This window comes from Streptomyces sp. NPDC002537, assembly GCF_053594975.1.
The window spans coordinates 63,177-88,933 of the sequence record NZ_JBSFWT010000004.1; the positions used below are offsets into that span (position 1 = coordinate 63,177).

Annotated in this window: 19 protein-coding genes, 1 tRNA gene and 1 pseudogene; 9 read left to right on the forward strand and 12 right to left on the reverse strand. The window is 70.3% G+C overall.

The annotated features are described in order from the left end of the window. Positions 1–189: 189 nt before the first annotated feature. A complete protein-coding gene (locus ACWD4A_RS03050) occupies positions 190–567 on the reverse strand; it encodes a VOC family protein (protein ID WP_451188651.1) in 378 nt (125 codons plus the stop codon). A gap of 134 nt (positions 568–701) precedes the next feature. Between ACWD4A_RS03050 and ACWD4A_RS03055 the strand changes: the two genes are divergently transcribed. The 4 genes from ACWD4A_RS03055 to pepN all read left to right on the forward strand — a co-directional run bounded on the left by ACWD4A_RS03055 (position 702) and on the right by pepN (position 8,307). Continuing rightward, the gene (locus ACWD4A_RS03055) at positions 702–3,839 is read left to right on the forward strand and encodes an endo-alpha-N-acetylgalactosaminidase family protein (protein WP_451188654.1); all 3,138 of its coding nucleotides are present in this window, start codon (positions 702–704) and stop codon (positions 3,837–3,839) included. A 196-nt stretch (positions 3,840–4,035) separates the two neighbouring features. Further along, positions 4,036–4,926 carry a helix-turn-helix domain-containing protein gene (locus ACWD4A_RS03060; protein WP_451188657.1) on the forward strand — a complete coding sequence of 297 codons (891 nt, stop codon included), beginning with the start codon at positions 4,036–4,038 and terminating at the stop codon, positions 4,924–4,926. A gap of 11 nt (positions 4,927–4,937) precedes the next feature. Further along, positions 4,938–5,243: a chorismate mutase gene (locus ACWD4A_RS03065; RefSeq protein ID WP_451188660.1), complete on the forward strand. Its 306-nt coding sequence runs from the start codon at positions 4,938–4,940 to the stop codon at positions 5,241–5,243. A gap of 538 nt (positions 5,244–5,781) precedes the next feature. Then, the gene (pepN, locus tag ACWD4A_RS03070) at positions 5,782–8,307 is read left to right on the forward strand and encodes an aminopeptidase N (RefSeq protein ID WP_451188663.1); all 2,526 of its coding nucleotides are present in this window, start codon (positions 5,782–5,784) and stop codon (positions 8,305–8,307) included. An 89-nt stretch (positions 8,308–8,396) separates the two neighbouring features. Here the strand turns inward: pepN and atpF are convergent, their stop codons facing one another. Continuing rightward, positions 8,397–8,951 (reverse strand): F0F1 ATP synthase subunit B, encoded by a 555-nt coding sequence (atpF, locus tag ACWD4A_RS03075; protein ID WP_451188666.1) that lies wholly within the window; start codon positions 8,949–8,951, stop codon positions 8,397–8,399. A 205-nt stretch (positions 8,952–9,156) separates the two neighbouring features. Here atpF and ACWD4A_RS03080 point away from each other — a divergent pair. The 4 genes and pseudogenes from ACWD4A_RS03080 to pyk form a co-directional block, all read left to right on the forward strand. Continuing rightward, a pseudogene (locus tag ACWD4A_RS03080) lies at positions 9,157–9,639 on the forward strand (aspartate aminotransferase family protein); the annotation flags it as partial. 679 nt (positions 9,640–10,318) lie between these two features. Beyond that, on the forward strand, positions 10,319–11,797 hold the full coding sequence (locus tag ACWD4A_RS03085; RefSeq protein ID WP_451188669.1) for a lysine N(6)-hydroxylase/L-ornithine N(5)-oxygenase family protein: 1,479 nt from the start codon (positions 10,319–10,321) through the stop codon (positions 11,795–11,797). A gap of 309 nt (positions 11,798–12,106) precedes the next feature. After that, complete coding sequence (locus ACWD4A_RS03090) at positions 12,107–12,802, forward strand: SIMPL domain-containing protein (RefSeq protein WP_451188671.1); 696 nt, start codon at positions 12,107–12,109, stop codon at positions 12,800–12,802. Positions 12,803–12,946: 144 nt separating this feature from the next. Then, positions 12,947–14,368, forward strand: coding sequence for a pyruvate kinase (gene pyk / locus ACWD4A_RS03095; RefSeq protein WP_451188674.1), 1,422 nt, complete (start codon positions 12,947–12,949; stop codon positions 14,366–14,368). A gap of 1 nt (position 14,369) precedes the next feature. Here pyk and ACWD4A_RS03100 read toward each other — a convergent pair whose 3' ends face one another. Continuing rightward, positions 14,370–15,143 (reverse strand): transcriptional regulator, encoded by a 774-nt coding sequence (locus ACWD4A_RS03100; protein WP_451188677.1) that lies wholly within the window; start codon positions 15,141–15,143, stop codon positions 14,370–14,372. Between the two features lie 110 nt (positions 15,144–15,253). Then, positions 15,254–15,326: transfer RNA gene (locus ACWD4A_RS03105), tRNA-Leu, on the reverse strand. 99 nt (positions 15,327–15,425) lie between these two features. Between ACWD4A_RS03105 and ACWD4A_RS03110 the strand changes: the two genes are divergently transcribed. After that, positions 15,426–16,076: an ANTAR domain-containing response regulator gene (locus ACWD4A_RS03110; RefSeq protein ID WP_451188680.1), complete on the forward strand. Its 651-nt coding sequence runs from the start codon at positions 15,426–15,428 to the stop codon at positions 16,074–16,076. Positions 16,077–16,151: 75 nt separating this feature from the next. On the opposite strand, the gene ACWD4A_RS03115 is transcribed toward ACWD4A_RS03110, so the two are convergent. From ACWD4A_RS03115 to ACWD4A_RS03150, 8 genes are all read right to left on the reverse strand, one after another. Beyond that, the gene (locus ACWD4A_RS03115) at positions 16,152–16,868 is read right to left on the reverse strand and encodes an ABC transporter ATP-binding protein (protein ID WP_451188683.1); all 717 of its coding nucleotides are present in this window, start codon (positions 16,866–16,868) and stop codon (positions 16,152–16,154) included. Next, positions 16,865–17,719, reverse strand: coding sequence for an ABC transporter ATP-binding protein (locus tag ACWD4A_RS03120; RefSeq protein ID WP_451188686.1), 855 nt, complete (start codon positions 17,717–17,719; stop codon positions 16,865–16,867). Before ACWD4A_RS03120 ends, ACWD4A_RS03115 begins: the two co-directional genes overlap by 4 nt. A gap of 6 nt (positions 17,720–17,725) precedes the next feature. Next, positions 17,726–19,591 (reverse strand): branched-chain amino acid ABC transporter permease, encoded by a 1,866-nt coding sequence (locus ACWD4A_RS03125; RefSeq protein ID WP_451188925.1) that lies wholly within the window; start codon positions 19,589–19,591, stop codon positions 17,726–17,728. Positions 19,592–19,596: 5 nt separating this feature from the next. After that, positions 19,597–20,529 (reverse strand): branched-chain amino acid ABC transporter permease, encoded by a 933-nt coding sequence (locus tag ACWD4A_RS03130; RefSeq protein WP_451188689.1) that lies wholly within the window; start codon positions 20,527–20,529, stop codon positions 19,597–19,599. A gap of 106 nt (positions 20,530–20,635) precedes the next feature. Further along, a complete protein-coding gene (locus tag ACWD4A_RS03135) occupies positions 20,636–21,862 on the reverse strand; it encodes a branched-chain amino acid ABC transporter substrate-binding protein (RefSeq protein WP_451188692.1) in 1,227 nt (408 codons plus the stop codon). Positions 21,863–22,218: 356 nt separating this feature from the next. Continuing rightward, a complete protein-coding gene (locus ACWD4A_RS03140; RefSeq protein WP_451188695.1) occupies positions 22,219–22,632 on the reverse strand; it encodes a hypothetical protein in 414 nt (137 codons plus the stop codon). Between the two features lie 90 nt (positions 22,633–22,722). Continuing rightward, positions 22,723–23,187 (reverse strand): PaaI family thioesterase, encoded by a 465-nt coding sequence (locus ACWD4A_RS03145; protein ID WP_451188699.1) that lies wholly within the window; start codon positions 23,185–23,187, stop codon positions 22,723–22,725. A 96-nt stretch (positions 23,188–23,283) separates the two neighbouring features. After that, positions 23,284–25,566, reverse strand: coding sequence for an FdhF/YdeP family oxidoreductase (locus ACWD4A_RS03150; protein ID WP_451188702.1), 2,283 nt, complete (start codon positions 25,564–25,566; stop codon positions 23,284–23,286). Positions 25,567–25,757: the final 191 nt, after the last annotated feature.

Here is a 25,757-nt window from a genome sequence, read left to right on the forward strand (position 1 = left end):
ACATCAGGCAATCGCTTCGCGTGCGCCACAGGCGTCACATACGCAACATGCGCCACAGAGGTAGGGGGATTCAACACCCCTTACGGCGGCCCCTGATGAACGAACAACACCCGGAAGGGACGGGACATGCGGCGGAAGGGGACGGGACACGCGGCCGCGCACCCACCGCGGCCGCACCGAACCAAAAGGTCAGGACTGCCCGTAACACAGACAGAACGGATGCCCCGCAGGATCCGCGAACACCCGGAACCCGCGCACCTTCCCGCCACTGTCGTGCAGGAACACCGCCCCCAGCGCCTCCACCTCACGCTGCGCCCGCTCCACGTCCGCGATCGTGTCCACCTCGAAGTCGAGGTGGAACTGCTGCGGATGCTCCGGATCCGGCCACCGCGGCGGCCGGTGACCGGCCACCTTCTGGAAGGAGAACCGGCGCCCGTCCGGCGCGTACAGCTCCACCCACTCCGGATCGCCGTCGTCCACCCGGCCGCCGAGGATTCCCGCGTAGAAGGCGGCCAGACCGGCAGGATCAGGACAGTCGATCACCGTGCTCAGAAGTTTCGCAATCATGGTCGAATCCTGCCGCCCGGCGGCCGATAGTCCAATACCCGCCGCCCCTTTGTCCATGGTCGTCCGCACCGCACGCACCGCAAGGTGACGCCGTGCGCGGCCGCACGGACCGGCGCGGAAGGGAGAGCGGCACCATGAACCCCGCCAGCCCGCAGCCCCACCCGGCGGACCCCGGCCCCACCCGGCGGGCCGTCGTCCTCACCGCCACTGCTACCGCCGCCACTGCCCTCGTCACCACCACCGCCCTCACCGGCGGCACCGCGCACGCCGCGACAGGGGAAGCCGTCCTGCGCTCCACCGCGCTCGACGTCCGCGTCGACACCGCCTTCCCCCGGATCGTCTCGTACACCGACCGCACCACCGGCGCCGTCCTGCACGGACAGGACGAACCCGCCACCACACTCCTCGTCGACGGCACCGCCCACACCCCCGCCGTCACCGCCACCATCCGGGCCGACCGCGCCCGCTACACCCTCACCCTCACCGGCGGCGCCCGCGTCGACATCGAGATCCACGTCGACGCCTGGCTCGTCCACTGGCGCGTCACCCGCATCGCCGACACCCCCGACCTGCGCATCGGCACCCTGCAACTCCCCGGGCTCGCCCTGCTGAGCGTCCGCAGCACCCAGCCCGGGGCCGCCCTCCTCGCCGCCCGCGTCCAGCTCGACAAGAACAAGAACGGCGACACCCTCGTACACCCCGCGCCCGGCACCCCCGCCGACACCGCCCCGACCGGCTGCGCCTACGCCGTCGTCAGCACCGGCGAACTCGCCGCCGCCATCGAGACCAACACCGTGTACGACCGGCCCGACGCGGCCACCGCCTGGGAGAACGGCCGCCTGTGGTGGCAGACCCTCCGGCGCGGGACCCGCACCGAGACCCGGCTCGCCTGCGGCCAGTGGACCCACCGCGCCGCCGGGGCGGCCACCGGGGACACCGAGCCGCTGCCGTACGCGACCGTCGTCGTCACCCGCGACCGCAACGGCGACGGACGGGCGGACTGGCAGGACGCGGCGATCGCCTTCCGCGACATCATGACCGACCCGCCCGGCGCCGACGAACAGCACCTCCGCGTCGTCCCGCACATCCCTTTCAACTTCGCCAGCCAGGCCACCAACCCGTTCCTGGCCACCCTCGACCACGTCAAACGCATCGCCCTGGCCACCGACGGACTACGCCAGTTCACCCTCCTCAAGGGCTACCAGTCCGAGGGCCACGACTCCGCGCACCCCGACTACGGAGGCAACTACAACGAACGCGCCGGGGGACTCGACGACCTCAACACGCTCCTGCGCGCCGGAAAGAAGTGGAACAGCGACTTCGCCGTCCACGTCAACACCACCGAGTCCTACCCCGTCGCGCACGCCTTCTCCGAGACACTCGTCGACAAGAACGACAGACAGTGGGACTGGCTCGACCAGTCCTACCGCATCGACGCCCGCCGCGACCTCCTCTCCGGCGACATCGCCCGCCGCTTCCGGCAGCTCCGCGACGAGACCGACCCCGCACTCACCACCCTCTACATCGACGTCTTCCGCGAATCCGGCTGGACCTCCGACCGGCTCCAACGCGAACTGCGCGCACAGGGCTGGCAGATCACCACCGAATGGGGACACGGGCTGGAACGCTCCAGCCTCTGGTCGCACTGGGCCAACGAGACCGACTACGGGCCCGACACCTCACGCGGCATCAACTCCCGGCTGATCCGCTTCATCCGCCACCACCAGAAGGACGTCTTCGCCGACAAATGGCCCCTCCTGGGCACCGCGAAACTCGGCACCTTCGAAGGCTGGCAGGGCAAGACCGACTGGGCCCCCTTCTACCGGCAGCTCTGGACCGAAAACCTTCCCGCCAAGTACTTGCAGGCGTTCCCGATCCACACCTGGGAAGACCACCGGATCACCTTCGCCGGACCCACCCGCACCACCGTCACCGGCACGGCTGACACGACCGGCACCCGCCGCATCACCACCGACGGCCGCACCGTCTACGACGACGGCACCTACCTCCTGCCCTGGGAACCCCGCGAGGCCACCGACCCCGCCAAGCTCTACCACTACAACCCCCGGGGCGGCCGCACCCGGTGGACCCTGCCGCGCGGCTGGTCCCGGCAACGCACCGCCGTCCTCCACCGCCTCACCGACCAGGGCCGCACCGACCCCCGGGAACTCCCCGTACGGGACGGGAGGATCACCATCGACGCGGCCGCCGGACAGCCCTACGTCCTCACCCGGACCCGGACCCGGGACACCGCCCACGGCCGAACCGACCCCGACTGGGGCGAGGGCACCCCCCTCCACGACCCCGGCTTCCACTCCGGCACCCTCGACGGCCGGCACGTCACCGGACCCGCCACCGTCACCCTCAGCCCCCTCGGCGACCACGAACTCGTCATCGGCGCCGGAGGCCCCGCCTCCGTCAGCCAGCGCCTCACCCGCCTCACCCCCGGCGACTACGCCGCCTCCGTCCAGGTCGAGGTCGGCGCCACCGCGGGGGAGCGCCGCCGGGCCGCCCTGGAGATCCGCACCGCCGACGGCATCACCGCCGTCAACTGGACGGACACCTCCACAGCCGTCAACCACATCGCCGCCGACCGCAAACACGGCACCCGCTTCCAGTGGATGACCACCCGCTTCACCGTGCCCGCCACGGGCGGCCCCACGACCCTCGCCCTCACCGCCGCCGCGGGCGGCGCACGCATCCGGTTCGACAACATACGCGTCGTCCGCAGCCCACGACCCCGGACCGAGGACGCTCCGCTCCACCAAGACGCCCTGCTCCACGAGGACTTCGAACACGTCCCCCAAGGGTGGGGACCCTTCGTCAAAGGCGACGCGGGCGGCACCACCGACCCCCGCACCCACATCGCCCGACGGCACGCCCCCTACACGCAACGCGGCTGGAACCACAAGGCCGTCGACGACGTCATCGACGGTACCCAGTCCCTCAAATCGCGCGGCGAAAACGAAGGAGTCGTCTACCGCACCGTCCCGCACACGGCGCGCTTCACCCCCGGACACCGCTACCGGGTGACCTTCCGCTACGAGAACGAGACCGCCGGACAGTACGCCTGGATCACCGCCGTCGACACACCCGGAACCCGGGAGATCCGGCGCACACCCCTGCCGCAGGCCACCGAACCCGCCACCCACAGCTACGAGTTCACCGCACCACCCACCGGCGACACCTGGGTGGGCCTGCGCAAGACCGGCGACAACGGCACCGCGGAATTCACCCTGGACGCCTTCACCGTCCACGAGATCGGCACGTAGGCCCCACCGGCCCCGCCCCGTTGGTCACCGTCATCGGCCGGTGATCAGCGGGGAACGGGGCCGCCGTCCGCCCACGGGCACCGTCCGCCCACGGCCACCGTCCGCCCACGCGAACCATCCGGCCCACTGGCGGCCGGACACCCCATCCACGAAGATCAGTCCTGGACGAAGCCGACACGGCGGGAGGCCCGGACACATGTATCGCGCATGGATGAGGTACTTCACCCCCGGCCCGGCCCACCACCGACTCGGACTCGTCTGCCTCGGCGTCGGACTCCAGCACGGCGCACTGCCCCCCGTCGGCCCCCGCACCCTCGACCACCACGTCGCCGTCGTCATCAGCGCCGGCACCGGCTGGCTCCGCACCCCCGACGGCCGCACCCACCCCGTCACCGCCCCCGCCCTCATCTGGCTCACCCCCGGCACCCCCCACCACTACGGGGCCGCCGCCGGCACCGGCTGGGACGAGAGCTTCGTCGACTTCACCGGCCCCGCCGTCGCCGCCTACACCGAACTCGGCTGCATCGAACCCCACCGCCCCCTCGTCCCCCTCACCGACACCGTCGACGCCCGCGCCGCCATCGGCCGCATCGTCCGCGCCGCCCGCCGCGGCAACCCCCTCCTCGAACTCGAGACCTCCGCCGCCGTCCACGAACTCCTCGTCGCCCTCCGCCGCGCCCGCGCCGACACCGGACCCGGCACCGACCCCGTCCTGGCGGCCCTCGCCCGCGACGCCTTCCTGCCCCTCTCCGTCGCCCAGCACGCCGCCCGCCACGGCATGACCCCCACCGAACTGCGCACCGCCGTCCGCCGCGGCGCCGGCTGCAGCCCCAAGGACTACCTCCTGCACATCCGCCTCGGCCGCGCCAAGGAACTCCTCGCCGCCACCGAACTGCCCATAGCCGCCGTCGCCCGGCGCGTCGGCTACGACGACCCCGCCTACTTCAGCAGGCTCTTCACCCGAAGGGTCGGCACCGCCCCCGTCCGCTTCCGCCAGCGGCAGGGCCGCACCGTACCCGGCGGCTGGAGCGACCGCGTCCCCGATCCGGAGCACCCTCCGGTCATCGGACCTCGTTCTTCCGCATAGGGTCGGGGAGCATGAGTGACAGTGCCAACGACGAGTCCGTCAGCGCCGAGCTGGGACGGCTGCGCGACAGCATCGACAACATCGACGCCGCAGTGATCCACATGCTCGCCGAGCGGTTCAAATGCACCCAGCAGGTCGGCCACCTCAAGGCCGCCCACAAACTGCCCCCCGCCGACCCCGCCCGCGAGGCCCGCCAGATCGCGCGGCTGCGCGAACTGGCCACCAACGCCAAACTGGATCCCGCCTTCGCGGAGAAGTTCCTCAACTTCATCATCGCGGAAGTGATCCGCCACCACGAGACGATCGCCCGCGCATAGGTTCCCGGGGGCGCTTTCTCACCCAGGGGGCGCCCCCTGTGACCCCCGTCTGCCGCCTGCGGCGGGGGCGGCCTGCGGCCGCGTCCTCAAACGCCGGACGGGCTGGATGTGCGGGCGTTGTCCGCAGCCTGCGGGCCGCAGGCCGAAGAGCCACGGTCCGCAAATCCAGCCCGTCCGGCGTTTGAGGACAACGCGGCGAAGCCGTGTTGCGGGGCCCGGGGCGCAGCCCCGGTTCCGGGAAGGGGCGGGGTGGGGGAAGGCCCGCCGCAGGTGGAGACGGCGCCGCAAGTGGGGGACGGGACGCAGCCCCACAGGGGCGGCCGCGGGCAAGGAGCCGGGCGGCACTCTCAGCAGGTGACACGGACAAGGACCCGGGGCGCAGCCCCAGCAAGCGCCGCAGGAGGGGCCGGGGGCGCGAGCCCCGGTGGGTGGTCGTGGGCGGGGGCCGGGGAGCAACCCCGGAGGCAGGGCGAGCCCAGGAGCACAGCGCCCGCAAACCACTTCGGCACAGCGCCAGCGTTGCGGCACGATGATCCCCATGCCCGCACTGACACGCGAAGAAGCCCGGACCCGAGCCCACCTCCTCGACGTCCACCGCTACGAAGTCGACCTCGACCTCACCCACGGCGACGAGACCTTCGGCTCCACCACCGTCATCCACTTCTCCACACGCACCGCGGGCGACACCTTCGTCGAACTCCGCCCCGCCACCCTCCACCGGGCCACCCTCGACGGACACCCCCTCGACCCCACCACCCTCGACGACAACCGCCTCCCCCTCACCGGCCTCACCCAGGGCGCCCACGAACTCCGCGTCGAGGCCGACATGCGCTACTCCCGCACCGGCGAGGGCATGCACCGCTTCACCGACCCCGCCGACGGCGAGACCTACCTCTACAGCCAGGCCTTCCTCGAAGACGTCCAGCGCATCTTCGCCGCCTTCGACCAGCCCGACCTCAAGGCCCTCTTCGACGTCACCGTCACCGCACCCCCCACCTGGACCGTCCTCGGCAACAGCATCGCCACCCACCACGGCGAAGGACACTGGCGACTCGCCACCACCCCACCCCTGAGCACCTACTTCGTCGCCTTCGCCGCAGGCCCCTGGCACTCCGTACACACCGAACACGCGGGCCTGCCCTTCGCCCTGCACTGCCGCCGCTCCCTCGCCCCCCACCTCGACGCCGACGCCGAGGAAATCCTCGACATCACCCGCCGCTCCTTCGACCGCTTCCACGAGATCTTCGACGAGCCCTACCCCTTCGACTCCTACGACCAGGCCTTCGTCCCCGAATTCAACGCCGGCGCCATGGAGAACCCCGGCCTCGTCACCTTCCGCGACGAATACGTCTTCCGCTCCGCCGTCACCGACACCGAACGCCAGACCCGTGGAGTGACCATCGCCCACGAAATGGCCCACATGTGGTTCGGCGACCTCGTCACCCTCCGCTGGTGGGACGACATCTGGCTCAACGAGTCGTTCGCCGAGTACATGGGCTACCAGGTCCTCGCCGACGCCACCCGGTTCGACGGCGCCTGGACGGAATTCGCCTGTGCCCGCAAGGGCTGGGGCTACGACGCCGACCAGCGCCCCTCCACCCACCCCGTCGCCCCCACCCCCGGCGACGTCACCGACACCGCCTCCGCCCTCCTCAACTTCGACGGCATCTCCTACTCCAAGGGCGCCTCCGCCCTCCGCCAACTCGTCGCCTGGCTCGGCGAGAAGGACTTCCTCGCCGGCATCAACGACCACTTCACCCGCCACCGCTTCGGCAACGCCACCCTCGCCGACTTCATCGACTCACTCGCCCGCGCCTCCGGCCGCGACGTCCACACCTGGGCCGAAAGCTGGCTCCGCACCAGCGGCGTCGACACCCTCATCCCCACCCTCACCACCCCCGACGACAACCCCGACACCTGGCAGGCCGACCTCCACCACGACGGCACCCGCCCCCACCACCTCACCATCGGCCTCTACGACCACCACCCCCACGAACCCGGCACCCTCGTCCTTCGCGACCGCATCGCCACCGACCTCCCCGCGGGCGGCGGCCACCACACCCACACCCATCCCGGCCCCCGCCCCGCCCTGCTCCTCCTCAACGACGGCGACCTCACCTACGCCAAGGTCCGCCTCGACCCCACCTCCTGGAACACCGCCCTGCACACCCTCTCCGGCCTCCCCGACGCCCTCGGCCGCGCCGTCGTCTGGAACGCCGCCCGCGACATGGTCCGCGACGCCGAACTCGCCCCCGCCGCCTACCTCGACGCCGCCCGCGCCCACCTCCCGCACGAGACCGACACCTCCATCGCCCGGAGCGTCCTCACCTTCGCCCGCCGCGAGATCGCCGACCGCTACACCGACCCCACCGCCCGCCCCATCGCCCTCGCCACCCTCACCGAGCTCTGCCACGACCTGCTCGACCGCACCACCGACGAGCACACCGGACCCGACACCCAAGGCCTCCGCCTCACCGCTGTACGCACCCTCATCGACAGTGCCACCACCCCCGACACCCTCCGGGACTGGCTCCACCACGGCACCGTCCCCGGCGGACCCGCCCTCGACCCCGAACTCCGCTGGCGCACCCTCACCCGCCTCGCCGTCCTCGGCGCCACCACCCCCGCCGACATCGACGCCGAACTCGCCCGCGACCCCAGCGCCACCGGCCGCGAAGGCGCCGCCCGCTGCCACGCCGCCCTCCCCGACCCCGCCGCGAAAAAGGCCGCCTGGCAGGCCATGTACGACCGCGACGACCTCTCCAACTACCTCTTCATCGCCACCGCCCAAGGCTTCTGGCAGCCCGAACAGCTCGACCTCGTACGCCCCTACCGCGACCGCTATTACACCGACGCCACCGTACTCGCCACCCGCCGCGGCGCGGCCCTCGCCGACGCCGTCGGCCGCCACGGCTTCCCCCTCCCCTTCGTCGACCCCGACACCCTCCGCCTCGGCGAGGAATGCCTGCGCACCGCCGGCCTCACCCCCGCACTCCGCCGCAAACTCGTCGACCAGCTCGACGACCTCCGCCGCGCCCTGGCCGTCCGGACCGCCCGCCCGTAGGGGCCGCAAACACAACGAGGCTCCCGTGACCCTCAAGGGTCACGGGAGCCTCGGCACACTCCACGGCGGCGCACCCGCGCCGCACCGCGTCAGTCGCGCTTGTCGCCCACCACGTCCGACGGCTCGGCCGTCCGCAGCTCCTCCATGAAACGGTCGACCACACCGGTCTCCCGCGCGTGCTCCGCGACCGACTCGCCGACGATCCGGCCCGCCAGCTCCGTCGCCAGCACACCGACCTGCTCCCGCAGCTCGGCCTCCGCGACCGCCCGCTCCGCGTCGATCACGGCGTGCCCGGCGGAGATGATCTCCTCGCGCTGACGCTGGCCCTCGGCACGCAGCTCCGCGATGATCGCGGTGCCCTGCTCCACCGACTCCTGCCGCAGCCGCGCGGCCTCGTGCCGCGCCTCCGCCAGCAGCTCCTGGTACTCGGCGTGGATCCGCGCAGCCTCCGCGCGCGTCGCCTCCGCCTCGTCGAGACGCCCGTCGGTGGCCTCCTCGCGCTCCACGAGGACCTTGTTGATCCGGGGCAGCAGCACCTTCGCCATGAAGGCGAAAAGGATGAAGAAGAGGACAGCCCCGAGGATGAGCGGCGCGGGCTCGGGCTTCAGCGGCCCTACGTCGAGAGCGAGAAAGTTCATGGCCATGGGGTGCAGATTAGTCGAAGCCGCGCCCGAAGTCCGCCCCGCACCCCATTAGCAGACTCAACTCGCCGCCGCCCCACGGCATACCACCATCGGGCGAAAGCCTTCCGGACCCCGGTCACCGAGTGTGCGGCGCCAGTAACTTGATGCAGTTACTGCCTGCCCGCGCCCGCCCACAGCAGACCCGAAAAGGGACCCCGCCTTGCCCGTGGCCGACACCCACCTCCCACCCCTCACCGGCGGCACCCAAGGGCCCCACGCCCTCCGCCCCCTCCCCGACACCACCCTCGCCCACGGCGCCACCACCCGGGCCGGACCCCTCCCCACCGGCGGCCCCGACACCGCCACCGCCCGCATACGAGCCGCCGCTGGCACCGGCCCCCACGAAGCCTTCCGCACCCTCGTCCAGGCCCTCGCCGAAGGCACCGCCGACCCCCACCTCCACTGCCCGCCCCTCGCCCTCGCCACCGCCGCCCTCAACCCCTCCTTCGACTCCTGGGACCAGGCCCCCGCCGCCTCCACCCTCGAAACCCTCGCCGCCACCGGCGGCACCGAGTCCAACCACCTGGCCCTCCTCCTCGCCCGCGAAGCCGCCACCGGGCGCGGTGTGCGCGGGACCGAGAACAAGGCCCGGCGTGCCGCCGGACGGAGGGGCGGGCACGCCCCCGGACACGAGACCGCTCCCAGCGGCCCCACCCCCGGAGAACCCAGCCCCCCACGAGAACCACCAGCCCCGAAAGAGCCCCCCACTTCCGAACGGGGCGGCACCCCTGAAGGGGCACCTGCCCCTGAAGGGCTATCCGTCCTCGGGGGAGCCCTTGCCCCTGAGGGGTCACCTGCCCCTGAAGGGTCACCCGCCCCTGAAGAGGGCTTCACCCCCGCAGGGGAATCTGCCCCAGCAGGGTCACCCGTCCCCGAGTGGGCACCTGTCCCCGGAGGATCACCCGCCCCCGGAGGGGAATCTGCCCCAGCAGGGTCACCCGTCCCCGAGTGGGCACCTGTCCCCGGAGGATCACCCGTCCCCGGAGGGGAACCTGCCCCAGCAGGGGCACCCGTCCCCGAGTGGGCACCTGTCCCCGGAGGATCACCCGTCCCCGGAGGGGAACCTGCCCCAGCAGGGGCACCCGCCCCCGAGTGGGCACTCGCCCCCGGAGGGGAAGCCCGCCCCCGCAGGGGAGCCCGCCCACGAAGGGGCACCCATTCCCCGAGCGGCACCCGCCAAGGGACGGGCACCCGCCAAGGGACGGGCACCCGCCCAGGGAGCGGCACCTACCCAAGTACGGTCACGCACCCCCGGAGGGTCACGCACCCCACGCCACCCCCGACCACCTCCGCACTCTCCTCAACCTCGTGGAAGGCCACACCGATCGATGAGCAGCAGTAGCGCCAACCCCTCCAAGAAGGCCGCCGACGCCAACCCGGACATCACCCCCGAGCCCGGCCCCCGCACCACCCCCGACCAGCCCCTCGATATCGCGGGCATCGGCATCGGCCCCTTCAACCTCTCCCTCGCCGCCCTCGCCCACGGCCTCCCGGGGCTCCGCACCGCCTGCTACGACCAGACCCCCACCTTCCGCTGGCACCCCGGCCTCCTCATCGACGGCACCGCCCTCCAAGTCCCCTTCCTCGCCGACCTCGTCACCCTCGCCGACCCCACCAGCCCCTGGACCTTCCTCAGCTACCTCAAGTCCCGCGAACGCCTCTACCCCTTCTACTTCGCCGAGCGGTTCCACATCCAGCGCGCCGAATACGACGCCTACTGCCGCTGGGTCAGCCAGTCCCTCCCCGGCCTCCACTTCGGCCACCAGATCGACGCCCTCCGCTGGAACCCCGAACGCAACCTCTTCGAAATCGACTACACCCAGCTCGACGCCGAAGGCGAAGCCGAGGCCCTCGGCCGCGCCTACGCCCGCAACCTCGTCCTCGGCGTCGGCACCACCCCCCACATCCCCGAACCCCTCCGCCCCCTCGCCGAGGCCCCCGCCGTCCCCGTCATCCACTCCGCCGACTACCTCGACCACCGCGAGAAGATCCTCGCCGCCGAGCACATCACCGTCATCGGCTCCGGCCAGTCCGGCGCGGAAGTCTTCCTCGACCTCCTCCGCAACCGCCCCGTCGGCCGCGAAAAACTCCACTGGCTCGCCCGCACCCCCGGCTTCGCCCCCATGGAACACAGCAAGCTCGGGCTCGAACACTTCACCCCCGACTACACCCGCTACTTCCACGCCCTCCCCGAAGGCGTACGCAATCAACTCCTGCCCCAGCAATGGCAGCTCCACAAGGGCATCGCCGCCGAAACCCTCGCCGACATCCACGACGAGCTCTACCGCCGCAGCCTCCACGGCGGCTGGCCCGACACCGTCCTCACCCCAGGAGTCTTCGTCCGCACCGCGGGCCGCGTCGGCACCACCCGCGTCGAACTCCACCTCGAACACGCCCAACAGGGCACCCGCTCCCGCATCACCACCGACGCCGTCGTCCTCGCCACCGGCTACCGCGAACGCCGCACCGACACCCTTCTCGCCGCCCTCGACCCCTATATCCGCCGCGACCACAGCGACCGCCCCCGCATCGACGAGGACCACCGCCTGGTCCTCGACCCTCTGGTCAAGGGCGCCATCCACGTCCAGAACGCCGAACGCCACACGCACGGCATCGGCACCCCCGGCCTCGGGCTCGCCGCCTGGCGCAGTGCCGTCATCCTCAACGCGATCATGGGCAAGACCGTCTATTCGCTGCCGGAACGCACCGCCTTCACCACCTTCGGCCTGGAGCCGCGCCCCCAGCCCCGCCCCCACACCCCTACGGACGACCGCCGCCCCATCCCCCGCCAACTCCCGGTGCACTGACCCTCCGGGCAGGGCCGTCCGCGCCTGCGGCGGGCTCCGCCCCGGACCCCGAACCGCGCTCCGCGCGGTGTCCTCAAACGCCGGACGGGCTGAATTTCGCGGACCGTGGCAGCGAAACGGCGGCCCGTGGAATCAAGGACGTGGCCGGGCACAACCAGCCCGTCCGGCGTTTGAGGACGCGGCCGCTGGGGGCACCCCGGACGGAGTCTGGGGGACGCTCCCGCCGCAGGTGCAACGGACCCGCAGTCGGGAACGGAGCCCGCCGCAGGCGAAGACGTAGGCGAGGGCGCGGCCTGAGACCCTGGCCCCATGACCACACCGGCCCTCCCCTACGGGACCCCCGAAAGCCCCCGCGTAGCCGTCCGCGGTGAATCCCGCCTCGAAGTCGACCCCGAGATCGCCCATATCGGCATCACCATCAGCGCCCGCGGCACCGACCGCACCACCGCCCTCAACGACCTCACCCGCCGCAACAACCACGCCCTCGATCTCCTCAAGTCCTACGGCGACACCGTCGAAAAACTGGAGACGGGAACCTTCACCATCACCCCACAGCTCACCGAGAAGGGCCGCCACGAGCGGGTGCACGCGTACCACGGCAGCGTCCACCTCACCGCGACCCTCGGCGACTTCACCACCCTCGGTGAACTCACCACCCGCCTCGCCACCCTCGACCTCACCCGTGTCGAAGGCCCCTGGTGGGCACTCCGCCCCGACTCGCCCGCCCACCGTGAGGCCCGCCAGCAGGCCGTACGGGAAGCGGTCCAGCGGGCCCGCGAGTACGCCGGCGCGCTCGGCGCCCAGCTCGTCGCCCTGGTGGAACTCGCCGACCTCGGCGCGGAGAACACGCTCCCCGTCGCCCCGCCCCCCGCCCCCGGCGGCATGATGCGCGCCGCCGCGTACGGAGGTGCGGCCCCCGCTCCCGCGCTCGACCTGGAACCCCAGCGCCAGATGGTCTACGCGCAGGTCAACGCCCGCTTTACGATGACGCCGCCCGCGCTGTGAACCGTCGCGCGGGGAGTGCGCCGCATGCTCATCAGAGCACCCCCGCGCACGTTTCACTAATTGTCAACAACCTTTTACTCAACGGACGTTGGGCTGTGGTGGCCGACCAATTCTCTACCCGCCGGTAGGCCATATGGTCGTGCCATGCGCCGAGCGAAAATCGTCTGCACCCTGGGACCGGCCACCGACTCGTACGAGCAGATCAAGACACTCGTCGAGGCCGGAATGGACGTCGCCCGCTTCAACCTCAGTCATGGCACCCACGCCGACCACGAGGTGCGGTACCAGCGCGTACGCAAAGCCGCCGAGGAGTCCGGCCGCAGCATCGGCGTCCTCGCCGACCTTCAAGGCCCGAAGATCCGCCTGGGCCGATTCCGCGAAGGCCCCGTACTTCTTGAACGCGGCGATGAATTCACCATCACCGTCGAGGAGATCGAGGGCGACCGGCACACCTGCGGCACCACCTACGGCGGCCTCGCCGCGGACGTCGCCAGGGGCGAACGCATCCTCGTCGACGACGGCCGCGTCACCCTGGAGGTGACCGCGGTCGACGGCCCCCGCGTACGGACCGTCGTCGTCGAAGGCGGCATGGTCTCCGACCACAAGGGCCTCAACCTCCCCGGCGTCGCCGTCTCCGTCCCCGCCCTCTCCGACAAGGACGTCGAGGACCTCCGCTGGGCGATCAGGACGGGCGCCGACATCATCGCCCTCTCCTTCGTCCGCAGCGCCCGCGACATCGTGGACGTGCACCGCGTCATGGACGAGGAAGGCCGCCGTCTCCCCGTCATCGCCAAGATCGAGAAGCCGCAGGCCGTCGAGAACCTCGACGGCATCGTCGACGCCTTCGACGGCATCATGGTCGCCCGCGGCGACCTGGGCGTCGAAATGCCCCTGGAAACGGTCCCGATCGTGCAGAAGCGCGCGATCAAACTGGCCAGGCGCAATGCCAAACCGGTCATTGTCGCCACTCAGATGCTCGACTCCATGATCGACGCCTCGCGGCCCACGCGCGCGGAGGCGTCCGACGTGGCCAACGCCGTGATCGACGGCACCGACGCGGTCATGCTCTCGGGCGAGACCAGTGTCGGGAAGTACCCGATCGAGACGGTCAAGACGATGGGCCGCATCCTGCGGGCGGTGGAGGAGGACGTCCTCGCCAAGGGCCTCCCACCCCTGACCGAACGCGGCAAGCCCCGCACCCAGGGCGGCTCGGTCGCCCGTGCCGCCGCGGAAATGGGCGACTTCCTCGGGGCGAAGTTCCTGGTGGCCTTCACCCAATCCGGTGATACGGCGAGGAGGTTGTCGCGGTACCGCTCACCGATCCCGCTGCTGGCCTTCACCCCGGAGCCGGCGACGCGGGCCCAACTCAGCCTCACGTGGGGTGTGGAGACGTTCCTGGGGCCGATGGTCCAGACGACCGATGAAATGGTGAAACAGGTGGACGAACACCTGCTGAAGATCGGCCGCTGCCGGAAGGGGGACATGGTCATCATCACCGCGGGGTCCCCGCCGGGGGTGGCGGGGACGACCAATTTGGTGCGGGTGCACCACATCGGGGAGGAGTAGGTCAGTACTTGGGGCCTATGTGGGCGTCCATGAGGGCGACGGATTCTTTGCGGGCGACCGAGATGTTCTGGGCTCTCCGGCTCTGCCGGGCGGTCTTCCACTCCACGCCGACCTTGTCGAGGGTGTCGGTGAAGAGCCGGATGATGTCTTCCGACGTGTTGGTGAAGAAGTACCGCGGGTACTCGTAGCGCTTGCGCTCGCCTTTGACCAGGCGGGTGGCCCAGTTGGTGATGCGACAGCCGTCGGAGTGGATGAGACCACGGACGAACTCCCAGGGATGGGCGTCCACCAGCTGCTGTTGCCATGGCTCCAAGGCGATGAGGCGGTCGTGCTTCTTGCCGGGGCCGTGTTGGGGGAACAGGCACGGAAGGTGCTTTGAGTAGGTCTTCACGTAGATGCAGCCGACGCTCTGCACTCGGCAGACCTTGTTGTCCGGGAAGACGGTCCCCAGTGCACTTGCAGCGGCTTCGATCAGACCCGGCCAACTATCGCCGCAGGCGATGGAGAGGCTCGGTACGCGATGCTTCCGGTAGTGGACGATGTGGCCGTCGCCCAGATATAGGCCGAGCAGGTAGACGTAGGCAGCCCCCTCGCGGGGGAGGTGTGGCGCGGAGCAGCAACGCGGGCACTCAGTGGTGCGGGAGAACGGTTCGATTCTTGTTTGCCAGCTCCGGATCGCATACCGGGATATGCCGGTCTGCTTGCTCACGGAGTTGAGGCTGCGGCCTTGGTCGACGAGTGCGAGGGCGCGTTTGCGCGTATCGAGGTCGTACACGCAGCCGAGCCTGATCAGGTTTTTGCTGCCGTGAAGCTAAAACGAAGCCACGTTCACCGAGGCGAGTGAAGATCGCCAACTGTTGGCGGACCTTAGAAATGAAGGTAAAGTGCCCTGGGTGGGATTCGAACCCACGCTGTCGGTGGTTTGAGCACCGTGTCTCTCCCGCTGGACTACCAGGGCTGGCCTATGAAACCAAGGTTAGCGGAAACCCGCCGTGCATCAAACATACCGCAGCTAGGTACGCTCATGGGGCACCACCTGTCCCGATCGAGGAGACCCGTGACCGCCGCCGAGCCCCAGCCGCCCGTCGACGACGAGCAGCCGCACACCCCGCCGCACATCACCCGTGTCGTGATCGCCGAGGACGAGGCCCTCATCCGGCTCGATCTCAAAGAGATGCTCGAGGAAGAGGGCTACTCCGTAGTCGGCGAGGCGGGCGACGGCGAGACCGCGGTCGCGCTCGCCCGGGAGCACAAGCCGGACCTGGTCATCCTCGATGTGAAGATGCCGGTCCTCGACGGGATCTCCGCCGCCGAGCAGATCGCCGCGGACTCCATCGCGCCCGTGCTGATGCTCACCGCCTTCTCGCAGCGCGAGCTCGTGGAGCGGGCCCGGGACGCCGGGGCCATGGCGTACCTGGTGAAGCCGTTCAGCAAGAGCGACGTCGTGCCCGCCATCGAGATGGCGGTGTCCCGGTTCACCGAGCTGAAGGCGTTGGAGCAGGAGGTCGCCGACCTCTCCCAGCGGCTGGAGACGCGGAAGCTCGTGGACCGCGCGAAGAGCATTCTGCAGACGCAGTACGGGCTGACCGAGCCGGCCGCTTTCCGCTGGATCCAGAAGACGTCGATGGACCGTCGGCTGTCGATGCAGCAGGTCGCCGAGGCGGTCATCGAGGACGCCGAGGAGAAGAAGGCGGCGAAGGGGCAGTAGCCCGCCCCCGCCAATGCAGCAGCGAAGGGCCCGCGCCGATCCGGCGCGGGCCCTTCCGCGTATCTCCGTCCTCGCTCAGTCCTCGCCCAGGTACGCCTTGCGTACCGACTCGTCGTGCAGGAGTTCCGTGCCCGTTCCGGAGAGGACGATGCGGCCGGTTTCCATGACGTGGCCCCGGTCCGCGAGGGAGAGCGCGGCCTGGGCGTTCTGTTCGACGAGCAGGATGGTGGTGCCGGTGGATTTGAGTTCGGCGATGGTCTCCATGATTTTCTGCATCATGATCGGCGAGAGGCCCATGGAGGGCTCGTCGAGCATGAGGAGTTCGGGGCGGGACATCAGGGCGCGGCCCATGGCGAGCATCTGCTGTTCGCCGCCGGAGAGGGTGCCCGCGGCTTGTTTCGCCCGTTCGCCGAGGATGGGGAAGAGCTCGTAGGCGCGCTGGATGTCCTGCTGGATTCCGTCCGGGTCCTTGCGGAGGAATGCGCCGAGCTGGAGGTTCTCCGCGATGGTGAGGCGGGGGAAGATATGGCGGCCTTCGGGGGAGTGGGCGAGTCCGAGGGCGACGATCCGGTGGGCGGGTGTGCCGACGATGGGCTTTCCGCCGAAGAGGACGGTGCCGGCGAGCGGTTTCAGGAGTCCGGAGATCGTGCGGAGTGTGGTGGTCTTTCCCGCGCCGTTGGTGCCGATGAGGGTGACGACCTGGCCGGTTTCGACGGTGAAGCTGATTCCTTTGACGGCCTCGATCTTGCCGTAGGCGACGCGGAGGTTCTCGACCTCCAGGAGGGCGGTCATCGGTCCTCCTCCGCGCGTGCGGCGTCCGCTTCGGCGGCTTCGACTTCGGCGATTTCCTCCTGGCCGGGCGCTCCTTCGAAGGGGGTGCCGAGGTAGGCGGCGATGACGCGTTCGTCGGCCTGGACGGTCTCCGATGTTCCTTCGACGAGTTTTTCGCCCTGGACGAGGACGGCGACGCGGTCGCAGAGGTTGAAGATGAAGCGCATGTCGTGCTCGATGACGAGGACGGCGGTGCCCTGTTCCCGGATGGCGCGGACGAGGGTTTCGGTGGCGCGGGTCTCCTGGGGGTTCATTCCGGCGGTGGGTTCGTCGAGGAGGAGGAGTCCGGGGTCGCTGGCGAGGGCGCGGGCGATTTCCAGCTTGCGTTGTTCTCCGTAGGGGAGGTTGCGGGCGAGCTGGTCGGCCTTGCGGGTGAGGCCGGTGAATTCGAGGAGTTCCATGGCGCGTTGGGTGGAGGCTTTTTCGGCGCGGTGGAAGCGGGGGCTGCGGAGGAGTGCGGCGAAGAGGCCCTCGTGGGTGCGGGTGTGGCGGCCGACGAGGACGTTTTCGAGGACGGTCATATTGGCGAAGAGGCGGATGTTCTGGAAGGTGCGCGCGATTCCGGCTCGGGTGACGAGGTGGGGTTTGGGCGGGAGGACGGTGTCGCGGTAGGCGACGGTGCCTTCGGTCGGCCGGTAGAGGCCGGTGAGGCAGTTGAAGAAGGTGGTTTTTCCCGCCCCGTTGGGGCCGATGAGACCGACGATCTCGCGGTGCCGGACGGTGAGGTCGACGGCGTGTACGGCGGTGAGTCCGCCGAAGCGCATGGTGACGCCGGTGGCGGCGAGTACGGGGGCGTCCTGGGTGGTGGGCATGGTGGTCTACGCCTCCGCCTTGATGATGCCGAGGGTGCCGGGTCCGGGGTCGGTGCCGGGACCGGTTCCGGTGGTGTCCTCGTGGAATTCGAGTTGTTGCCGGCGGCTGGGGACGATTCCTTCGGGGCGGAATCGCATGAGGAGGATCAGGGCGGCGCCGAAGGCGAGGAGTTGGTAGTCGTGGAGGAATTGCAGTTTGGCGGGGATGAGGTAGAGGAGCGCGGCGCCGAGGAGGGGGCCGCGGATGGTGCCCATGCCGCCGAGGATGACGGCGGCGAGCAGGAACGCGGAGTTGGGCGGTACGGGTCCGGCGAAGACGTACTGCTCGGGCACGACGGTGTAGGCGACGTGGGCCTGTACGGTGCCGGCGAGTCCGGCGAGGGTGGCGCCGAGGGCGAAGGCGAGGAGTTTGAGGCGGAAGCTGTTGATGCCCATGGCGCCGGCGGCGGTCTCGTCCTCGCGGATGGCGATCCAGGCGCGGCCGATGCGGGAATTCCCGGCGCGGTGGAAGACGAGGACGACGAGGATCGTGATGAGGAGCATCAGGAGGTAGTAGTTGGCGAAGGGGTTGAGGGTGATTCCGGCGAGGGTGTGGGTGGCGCCGAATTTGTAGCCGAAGAGGACGAGGTCGGGGATGTTGGGAATGCCGTTGGGGCCGTTGGTCAGAGAGGGGCCGGTTATCCCGTTGAGGTTGCCGACGGTGATGCGGAAGATCTCGCCGAAGCCGAGGGTGACGATGGCGAGGTAGTCGCCGCGGAGGCGGAGGGTGGGGGCGCCGATGACGATGCCGAAGACGAGTGAGGCGGCGGCTCCGGTGAGGACGGCTGCCCAGAAGGGGAAGTGCACGCCGAGGGTGGAGGAGGCGGAGCCGGATACGAGGGCGGCGGTGTAGGCGCCGACGCCGAGGAAGGCGACGTAGCCGAGGTCGAGAAGGCCGGCGAGGCCGACGACGACGTTGAGACCCAGGGCGACGGTGGAGAAGATCAGGATGTTGACGGCGATCAGGGTGTACTGGTCGGTCGACTGGGTGAGGGGGAAGAGGGCGGCGGCGACGAAGGAGGCGGTGATGGCGATGTTGCGGTGTTTGCGGGTGAGTTGGGTGAGCCGGGTGACGAGGCCGGCTTTGCGGAGGGCGAGGGCGCCGAAGCCGGTGAGGATGAGGAAGCCGGTGAAGAGTTCGCCGTAGGCGGTGCCGATGCCGTACGTGACGAGGTAGAGGGCGAGGCCGAACGCCGCGGCGATGATGAGGATTTCGGCCCATGACGGGAGGGGCCGGGGGCTGGGGAGCTGCCGTTCGGTGCGGCCGGGTCGGATGGTGCGGAGGGTGCCGCGGAGCGTCCGGGCGAGCGGGTCGGGGGCGCCGAGGCGGCTGTTCGGGGGGTAGGAGTCGGTGGTGCGCCGGTCGATGGGGAGGCCGAGGGCGCCGGTGAGGGTGAGCAGGGTGGTGAGGGCGGCGATATAGCCGCCGGGTTCGAGGTTGGCGAGCCCGCCGAGTTGTACGGCGATGGCGATGAGGGTGTACCAGGTGGTGGCGAGGGTGCCCGCGGCGAGGTGGGCGGTGGCGTCGTGGCCTCCGGCGGGGTTGAGCCAGCGGAGTCCGGGGATGTGGGCGGCGAGGGTGTAGGCGAGGGTGAGGAGGGCGCCGGTGAGGGTGAGGAGTTGGAGTCCGCCGGGGTAGCCGTTGACGGTGAGGTTGCCGGGGAAGGCGGTGGTCCAGGTCCAGGAGAGGAAGGTGGAGGCGGCGCTGAGGACGGCTCCGGTGGCGGTGAGGGCGCGGGCCGCGCCCGGCGACAGCGGGAGGACGGGGGTGGTCTCGATGCCGGGGCGGGTGGTGTCGGTGTGTTCGTCGGTGTGTTCGGTGTGTGGGGTCATGGTGGTCACGCCCGATCCGCGACGCGTTCGCCGAGCAGTCCTTGGGGCCTGATCAGCAGGACGAGGATGAGGAGGACGAAGGCCCAGACGTCCTTCCAGCCGCCGCCTCCGAGTTGGTGCATGCCGGGGATGTTCTGGATGTAGGTGGTGGAGGCGGCTTCGGCGATGCCGAGGACGACTCCGCCGAGCATGGCGCCGTAGATGTTGCCGATGCCGCCGAGGACGGCGGCGGTGAAGGCCTTGAGGCCGAGGATGAAGCCCATGTCGAAGTTGACCTGTCCGGAGCGGAGGCCTTGGGCGACGGCGGCCACGGCGGCGAAGGCGCCGCCGATGGCGAAGGCGAGGACGATGATGCGGTCGGTGTCGATGCCCATGAGCTTCGCGGTGTCGGGGTCCTGGGCGGTGGCCTGCATGGCGCGGCCGGTGCGGCTCCTGGAGACGAAGAAGCCGAGGGCGATCATGCAGAGGGGGGCGGCGACGAGGACGAAGAGGTCGTCGCGCTGGAGGTGGATGTTGCCGGCCAGCTGGAAGGAGTCGCCGTGGAACTGGGGGAAGGAGCGGGCCTTCTTGGCGTCGGGGTAGAAGGCCCAGACGAGCTGCTGGAGGGCGAGGGAGAGGCCGATGGCGGTGATGAGCGGGGCGAGGCGGGGGGCGTCGCGCAGGGGGCGGTAGGCGAAGCGTTCGGCGGCGGTGGCGGTGGCCACGGCGGCGAGGGCGCCGCCGATGAGCATGAGGGGGAGGGCGGCGGCGAGCGGGGTGCCGCCGGGCAGCCAGAGGTGGACGGTGAGGGCGCCGAAGCCCCCGATCATGACGATCTCGCCGTGGGCGAAGTTGATGAGCTGGACGATGCCGTAGACCATGGTGTACCCGATGGCGATGAGGCCGTAGAGGGCACCGAGGGCGAGACCGCTGACCAGCGTTTGCGGCAGTGCGTGCACCGCGGTCCTCCGATGTGGTGTCGGAATGTGGGTCCGCGCGAGGGCGTGGTGGGTGTCCTCGCGCGGGGTCCTGTGGGTGCGGGGCGTGGTGCGGGTGCCCGGTCGGTCAGTCCTTGAAGGTGGCGCTCTTCTTGGATTTCCAGGTGTCGTGCTGGACTTCGTAGACCGTCAGTTGTTTGTTGGTGGTGTCGCCGAATTCATCGAAGGAGACCTTGCCGGTCACTCCGTCGAAGGAGACTTTGCCCATGGCTTCGGTGACTTTTTTGCGGGCGTCGCCGGGGAGTTTTCCGTTGTTGTCCGCGACGACCTTCTTGACGGCCTGGACGATGGCCCAGCCGGCGTCGTAGGAGTAGCCGCCGTAGGCGGCGTAGGGGTCCTTGTATCCGGCGGCGGCGTAGTTCTTGACGAAGGTCTTGGCGGAGTCGAGCTGGTCGACGGGGTAGCCGACGGAGGTGGCGAGGTCGCCGTCGTTGCTCTCGCTGGAGGCGGTGATGAAGGCGGGGTCGTAGATGCCGTCGCCGCCCATGGTGGGGATGTGTGCGCCGGCTCGTTTGACCTGGTCGGAGAGGAGGCCGCCTTCGGGGTACTGGCCGCCGAAGTAGACGATGTCGGCGCCGGAGTTCTTGACCTTGTTGGCGATGCTGGAGAAGTCGGTCTCCTTGACGGTGATGTGGTCGGTGCCGACGACCTGGCCGCCGAGGTGTTTGAATTCCTCGGCGAAGATGGAGGCGAGGCCGACGCCGTAGGTCTGTTTGTCGTCGACGACGAAGGCCTTGGTCTTCTTGGCGTCGTTGTGGGCGTACTGGGCGGCGAAGCGGCCTTGGATGATGTCGGTGGTGGCGGTGCGGAAGTAGGTGGGGAAGGGGCGTTTCTTCTGGCCCGTGAGCCAGTTGGCGCCCTGGCTGAGTTCGGGGCTGGTGTTGGCGGGGGAGACCTGGGTGAGTCCGGCCCTGGCGAAGACGCCCTGCATGGACTGGGAGACGCCGGAGTTGAGGGGGCCGACGACGCCGAGGACGTTCTGGTCGGCGACGAGGGCGGTGGCGTTCTGTTCGCCGGAGGCGGGGACGGCCTGGTCGTCGAGGGCTTCCACCTTGAAGGTGACGCCCTTGACTTCCTTGGTGTCGTTGGCGGTTCGGACGGCGAGGTCGACGGAGTTCTTGATGCCCTGGCCGAGGGCGGAGAGCGAGCCGGTCAGGGGGGCGTCGATGCCGATGGTGACAGTGGCCTTGGCGTTATCGCTGTTGTCGCTCTTGTCGCGGGATCCGCATGCGCTCAGGGTGAGTGCCCCGGTGGCTATCGCGGTGGTGAGGACGAGCAAGGATCGATGGCGCACGGTGAGTCCTTTCCCTGGCGCGGCCTCCGCCGGGCGGCGTGGAAAGGTGGTGGGTCGGGTGCGGGCCGCCCGGGGTGGTGACTGGCCGTGACTCTAGGGGTGTGCGGCGGCGGCGGGCAGAGGTACAGGCCATGATGTGACTGTCTTGTTATGGCGGGCGTCACGTCTGGGGTGTCGGTGTAGCAGTGGTGCGCAGACAGTCCGCACTTATCGGGTGAACCTCACCATCCAGATAGCGCGAAGGTTCAGTTCCGCTTATGGGTCGCCCCTCCGCGGGGCATGCGGGGGTGCGTGCCGGGTGCCGTATCTCCGGGGGGATCCCATGGGTTCTGCTTGGGGTGGGGCGCTACGCAGTGTTATGTGGGCGGTCGCCAGTTCTCCGAGCTGTGGGTCGCGCCGCCGGCGGCCGTGCAGCGCTGCTCCGTCTGACGCTCTATCAGCTTCCGTGCGGCGTCGGTGCCGTGCTGCCGCTGCTCGGTGCGGGCCGTCCGCACGATGTCGTCGAAGATGGCGAACTGGTCGTTGGAGAGGCCTTTCTGTTCCCAGTCGAGCCCGGCCCAATGGCCGCCGGTGATCGTCTCCTCGGCCCAGTAGGAGATCAGCCGGGTGCAGGTGCGGATGTCCGAGACGGCCGGTGCGGTGGTGGTGGCGGTGGCGCTCGCGCCCTCGTGCCGGGAGTCGGAGCAGCCGGAGACGAGGGCGGTCGCGACGAGCAGGGTGCAGATGGCGGCCGTTCGCCGCCGGGGCGTGGTGCGGGGCGGGTCCTTCATGGCCGAAAGGTAGGGCGGGTCGGCCGGGTGGGGAAGGGCCCGGGAAGGGTCCGGGAAGGGGGGACCGGCCCGGGTGCCGGGCCGGTCGGTTCAGGCGGTGGGGCCGGTTTCGCGGATGAGGCAGGTGAGGCGTGCGCTGCAGACGCGCCGGTCCTGGTCGTCGGTGATGACGACCTCGTACGTGGCGGTGGAGCGGCCCCGGTGGACGGGGGTGGCGGTGCCGGTGATCAGCCCGGAGCGTACGCCGCGGTGGTGGGTGCAGTTGAGGTCGACGCCGACGGCGATCCTGCCGGGGCCGCCGTGCAGCATGGCGCCGACCGAGCCGAGGGTCTCGGCGAGCACGGCGGAGGCGCCGCCGTGGAGGAGGCCGTACGGCTGGGTGTTGCCCTCGACGGGGAGGGTGCCGACGACGCGCTCGGGGGAGGCCTCGACGACCTGGAGACCCATGCGGTCGCCGAGGTGCCCGGCGGAGAAGAGGGTCGGCAGGTCGTGTCCGCTGTCGGCCCATTGGTCCAGGACCTGTTGCGGGAAGGTGGTCTGGCTCCGCTCGCCCATGTGTCCGGCTCCGATCGTCCTTGGTCGTCCTTGGTCGTTGCGTGGTGAACGTCTTATCAGGTGACCCGGCCGGCCGGGTCGGCCGGGTCGGCCGGGTCAGGCCGGACGGGCCGGTTCCACTCTGATGACCAGGGACTTGCTGGCGGGGGTGTTGCTGGTGTCGGCGGTGTGGTCGAGAGGGACGAGGACGTTGGTCTCGGGGTAGTAGGCGGCGGCGCAGCCGCGGGCGGTGGGGTAGTGGACGACGCGGAAGCCGGGTGCGCGGCGTTCGCTGCCGTCGGTCCATTCGCTGACGAGGTCGGCGTAGGAGCCGTCGGCCAGGTCGAGTTCGCGGGCGTCGTCGGGGTTGACGAGGACGACGCGGCGGCCGTTCTTGATGCCGCGGTAGCGGTCGTCGAGGCCGTAGATGGTGGTGTTGTACTGGTCGTGGGAGCGGAGGGTCTGGAGCAGCAGGCGGCCTTCGGGCGCGTGGGGGTGTTCGACGGGGGCGGCGGTGAAGTTGGCCTTGCCGGTGGTGGTGGGGAAGCGGCGTTCGTCGCGGGGGGCGTGCGGCAGGGTGAAGCCGCCGGGGCGGGCGACGCGGGCGTTGAAGTCCTCGAAGCCGGGGATGACGCGGGCGATGCGGTCGCGGATGGCGGCGTAGTCGCGTTCGAAGGTTTCCCAGGGGGTGGTGCTGGTGGTGCCGAGGACGCGGCGGGCGAGGCGGCAGACGATGGCGGGCTCGGAGAGCAGGTGGGGTCCGGCGGGCTTGAGGCGGCCGCGGGAGGCGTGGACCATGCCCATGGAGTCCTCGACGGTGACGAACTGGTCGCCGCTGTCCTGGCGGTCGCGTTCGGTGCGGCCGAGGGTGGGGAGGATGAGGGCGCGGGCGCCGGTGACCACGTGCGAGCGGTTGAGCTTGGTGGACACGTGGACGGTGAGGCGGGCGCGGCGTACGGCGGCTTCGGTGACGTCGGTGTCGGGGGTGGCGGAGACGAAGTTGCCGCCCATGGCGAAGAAGACCTTGGCCTGGCCGTCGCGGAGTGCGCGGATGGCGCGGACGACGTCAAGGCCGTGTTCCCGCGGTGGGGTGAAGCCGAATTCCTTTTCCAGGGCGTCGAGGAATTCGGGGGCGGGGCGCTCGAAGATGCCCATGGTGCGGTCGCCCTGGACGTTGCTGTGGCCGCGGACGGGGCAGACGCCGGCGCCGGGGCGGCCGATGTTGCCGCGCAGCAGGAGGAAGTTGACGATCTCCCTGATGGTGGGCACGGCGTGCTTGTGCTGGGTGAGGCCCATGGCCCAGCAGACGATGGTGCGGCGGGAGGCGAGGACCATCTCCAGGGCGCGCTCGATGTCGGCGCGTGACAGGCCTGTGGCGCGGAGGGTCTCGTCCCAGTCGGCGGCGCGGGCGGCGCGGGCGAAGTCGTCGAAGCCGTGGGTGTGTTCGGCGACGAAGCCGGTGTCGACGGCGCCCTCGGTCTCCAGGATCAGGCGGTTGAGGAGGCGGAAGAGCGCCTGGTCGCCGCCGAGGCGGATCTGGAGGAAGAGGTCGGTGAGGGGGGTGCCGACGCCGGAGAGGCCGCGGGCGTTCTGCGGGTTCTTGAAGCGTTCCAGGCCCGCTTCGGGGAGCGGGTTGACGGTGATGACGCGGGCTCCGCCGGCCTTGGCCTTTTCGAGGGCGCTGAGCATGCGGGGGTGGTTGGTGCCGGGGTTCTGTCCGGCGACGATGATGAGGTCGGCCTTGTAGAGGTCTTCGAGGAGGACGCTGCCCTTGCCGATGCCGATGGTCTCCGAGAGTGCCGAGCCGGAGGACTCGTGGCACATGTTGGAGCAGTCGGGGAGGTTGTTGGTGCCGAATTCGCGGGCGAAGAGCTGGTAGAGGAAGGCTGCTTCGTTGCTGGTGCGGCCCGAGGTGTAGAAGACGGCTTCGTCGGGTGAGGAGAGGGCGTCGAGTTCCTCGGCGATGATGTCGAAGGCGCGCTGCCAGGTGACCGGTTCGTAGTGGTCGGCGCCTTCGGCGAGGTGCATGGGCTGGGTGAGGCGGCCCTGCTGTCCGAGCCAGTAGCCGCTGCGTCCGGTGAGGTCGGAGACGGGGTGGGCGGCGAAGAACTCGGGGGTGATGCGGCGGAGGGTGGCTTCTTCGGCGACGGCCTTGGCGCCGTTCTCGCAGAATTCGGCGGTGTGCCGCTTGTCGGGCTCGGGCCAGGCGCAGCCGGGGCAGTCGAAGCCGTCCTTCTGGTTGACCTTGAGCAGGGTGAGGGCGGTGCGCCGGACGCCCATCTGCTCGTTGGCCATGCGCAGGGAGTGGGCGACGGCGGTCAGCCCGGCCGCGGCGTGCTGCGGGGCGGTGACGTCGGGTGCGTCCTGGACCGGGTCACTGGTGGGCGGCTTGCCTGCCATGTCGCTCCCCCTCGAGCGGTCGGTGGTCGCGGATCCGTGCGTGGGTGTGGTCCGCGGATGTCCGTGCGTGCTGATCCTGTCACGGGGCACTGACACGGGTGTCGCCGAGGCGGGGGCCGTGGACGTGTGGCCGGGATTGTCAGTGGGCCGTGGCAGGATCGGGGGCGTGGCAGCAAAGGCGACGAAGGCAG

Coding starts and splice junctions, on each gene's coding strand:
- ACWD4A_RS03060 (WP_451188657.1), top strand. CDS start 4,036: ATGTATCGCGCATGGATGAGGTACTTCACCCCCGGCCCGGCCCACCAC.
- ACWD4A_RS03145 (WP_451188699.1), bottom strand. CDS start 23,187: ATGGGCGAGCGGAGCCAGACCACCTTCCCGCAACAGGTCCTGGACCAA.
- ACWD4A_RS03115 (WP_451188683.1), bottom strand. CDS start 16,868: ATGACCGCCCTCCTGGAGGTCGAGAACCTCCGCGTCGCCTACGGCAAG.
- ACWD4A_RS03150 (WP_451188702.1), bottom strand. CDS start 25,566: ATGGCAGGCAAGCCGCCCACCAGTGACCCGGTCCAGGACGCACCCGAC.
- ACWD4A_RS03140 (WP_451188695.1), bottom strand. CDS start 22,632: ATGAAGGACCCGCCCCGCACCACGCCCCGGCGGCGAACGGCCGCCATC.
- pyk (WP_451188674.1), top strand. CDS start 12,947: ATGCGCCGAGCGAAAATCGTCTGCACCCTGGGACCGGCCACCGACTCG.
- ACWD4A_RS03090 (WP_451188671.1), top strand. CDS start 12,107: ATGACCACACCGGCCCTCCCCTACGGGACCCCCGAAAGCCCCCGCGTA.
- ACWD4A_RS03085 (WP_451188669.1), top strand. CDS start 10,319: ATGAGCAGCAGTAGCGCCAACCCCTCCAAGAAGGCCGCCGACGCCAAC.
- ACWD4A_RS03125 (WP_451188925.1), bottom strand. CDS start 19,591: ATGACCCCACACACCGAACACACCGACGAACACACCGACACCACCCGC.
- pepN (WP_451188663.1), top strand. CDS start 5,782: ATGCCCGCACTGACACGCGAAGAAGCCCGGACCCGAGCCCACCTCCTC.
- atpF (WP_451188666.1), bottom strand. CDS start 8,951: ATGGCCATGAACTTTCTCGCTCTCGACGTAGGGCCGCTGAAGCCCGAG.
- ACWD4A_RS03120 (WP_451188686.1), bottom strand. CDS start 17,719: ATGCCCACCACCCAGGACGCCCCCGTACTCGCCGCCACCGGCGTCACC.
- ACWD4A_RS03055 (WP_451188654.1), top strand. CDS start 702: ATGAACCCCGCCAGCCCGCAGCCCCACCCGGCGGACCCCGGCCCCACC.
- ACWD4A_RS03050 (WP_451188651.1), bottom strand. CDS start 567: ATGATTGCGAAACTTCTGAGCACGGTGATCGACTGTCCTGATCCTGCC.
- ACWD4A_RS03065 (WP_451188660.1), top strand. CDS start 4,938: ATGAGTGACAGTGCCAACGACGAGTCCGTCAGCGCCGAGCTGGGACGG.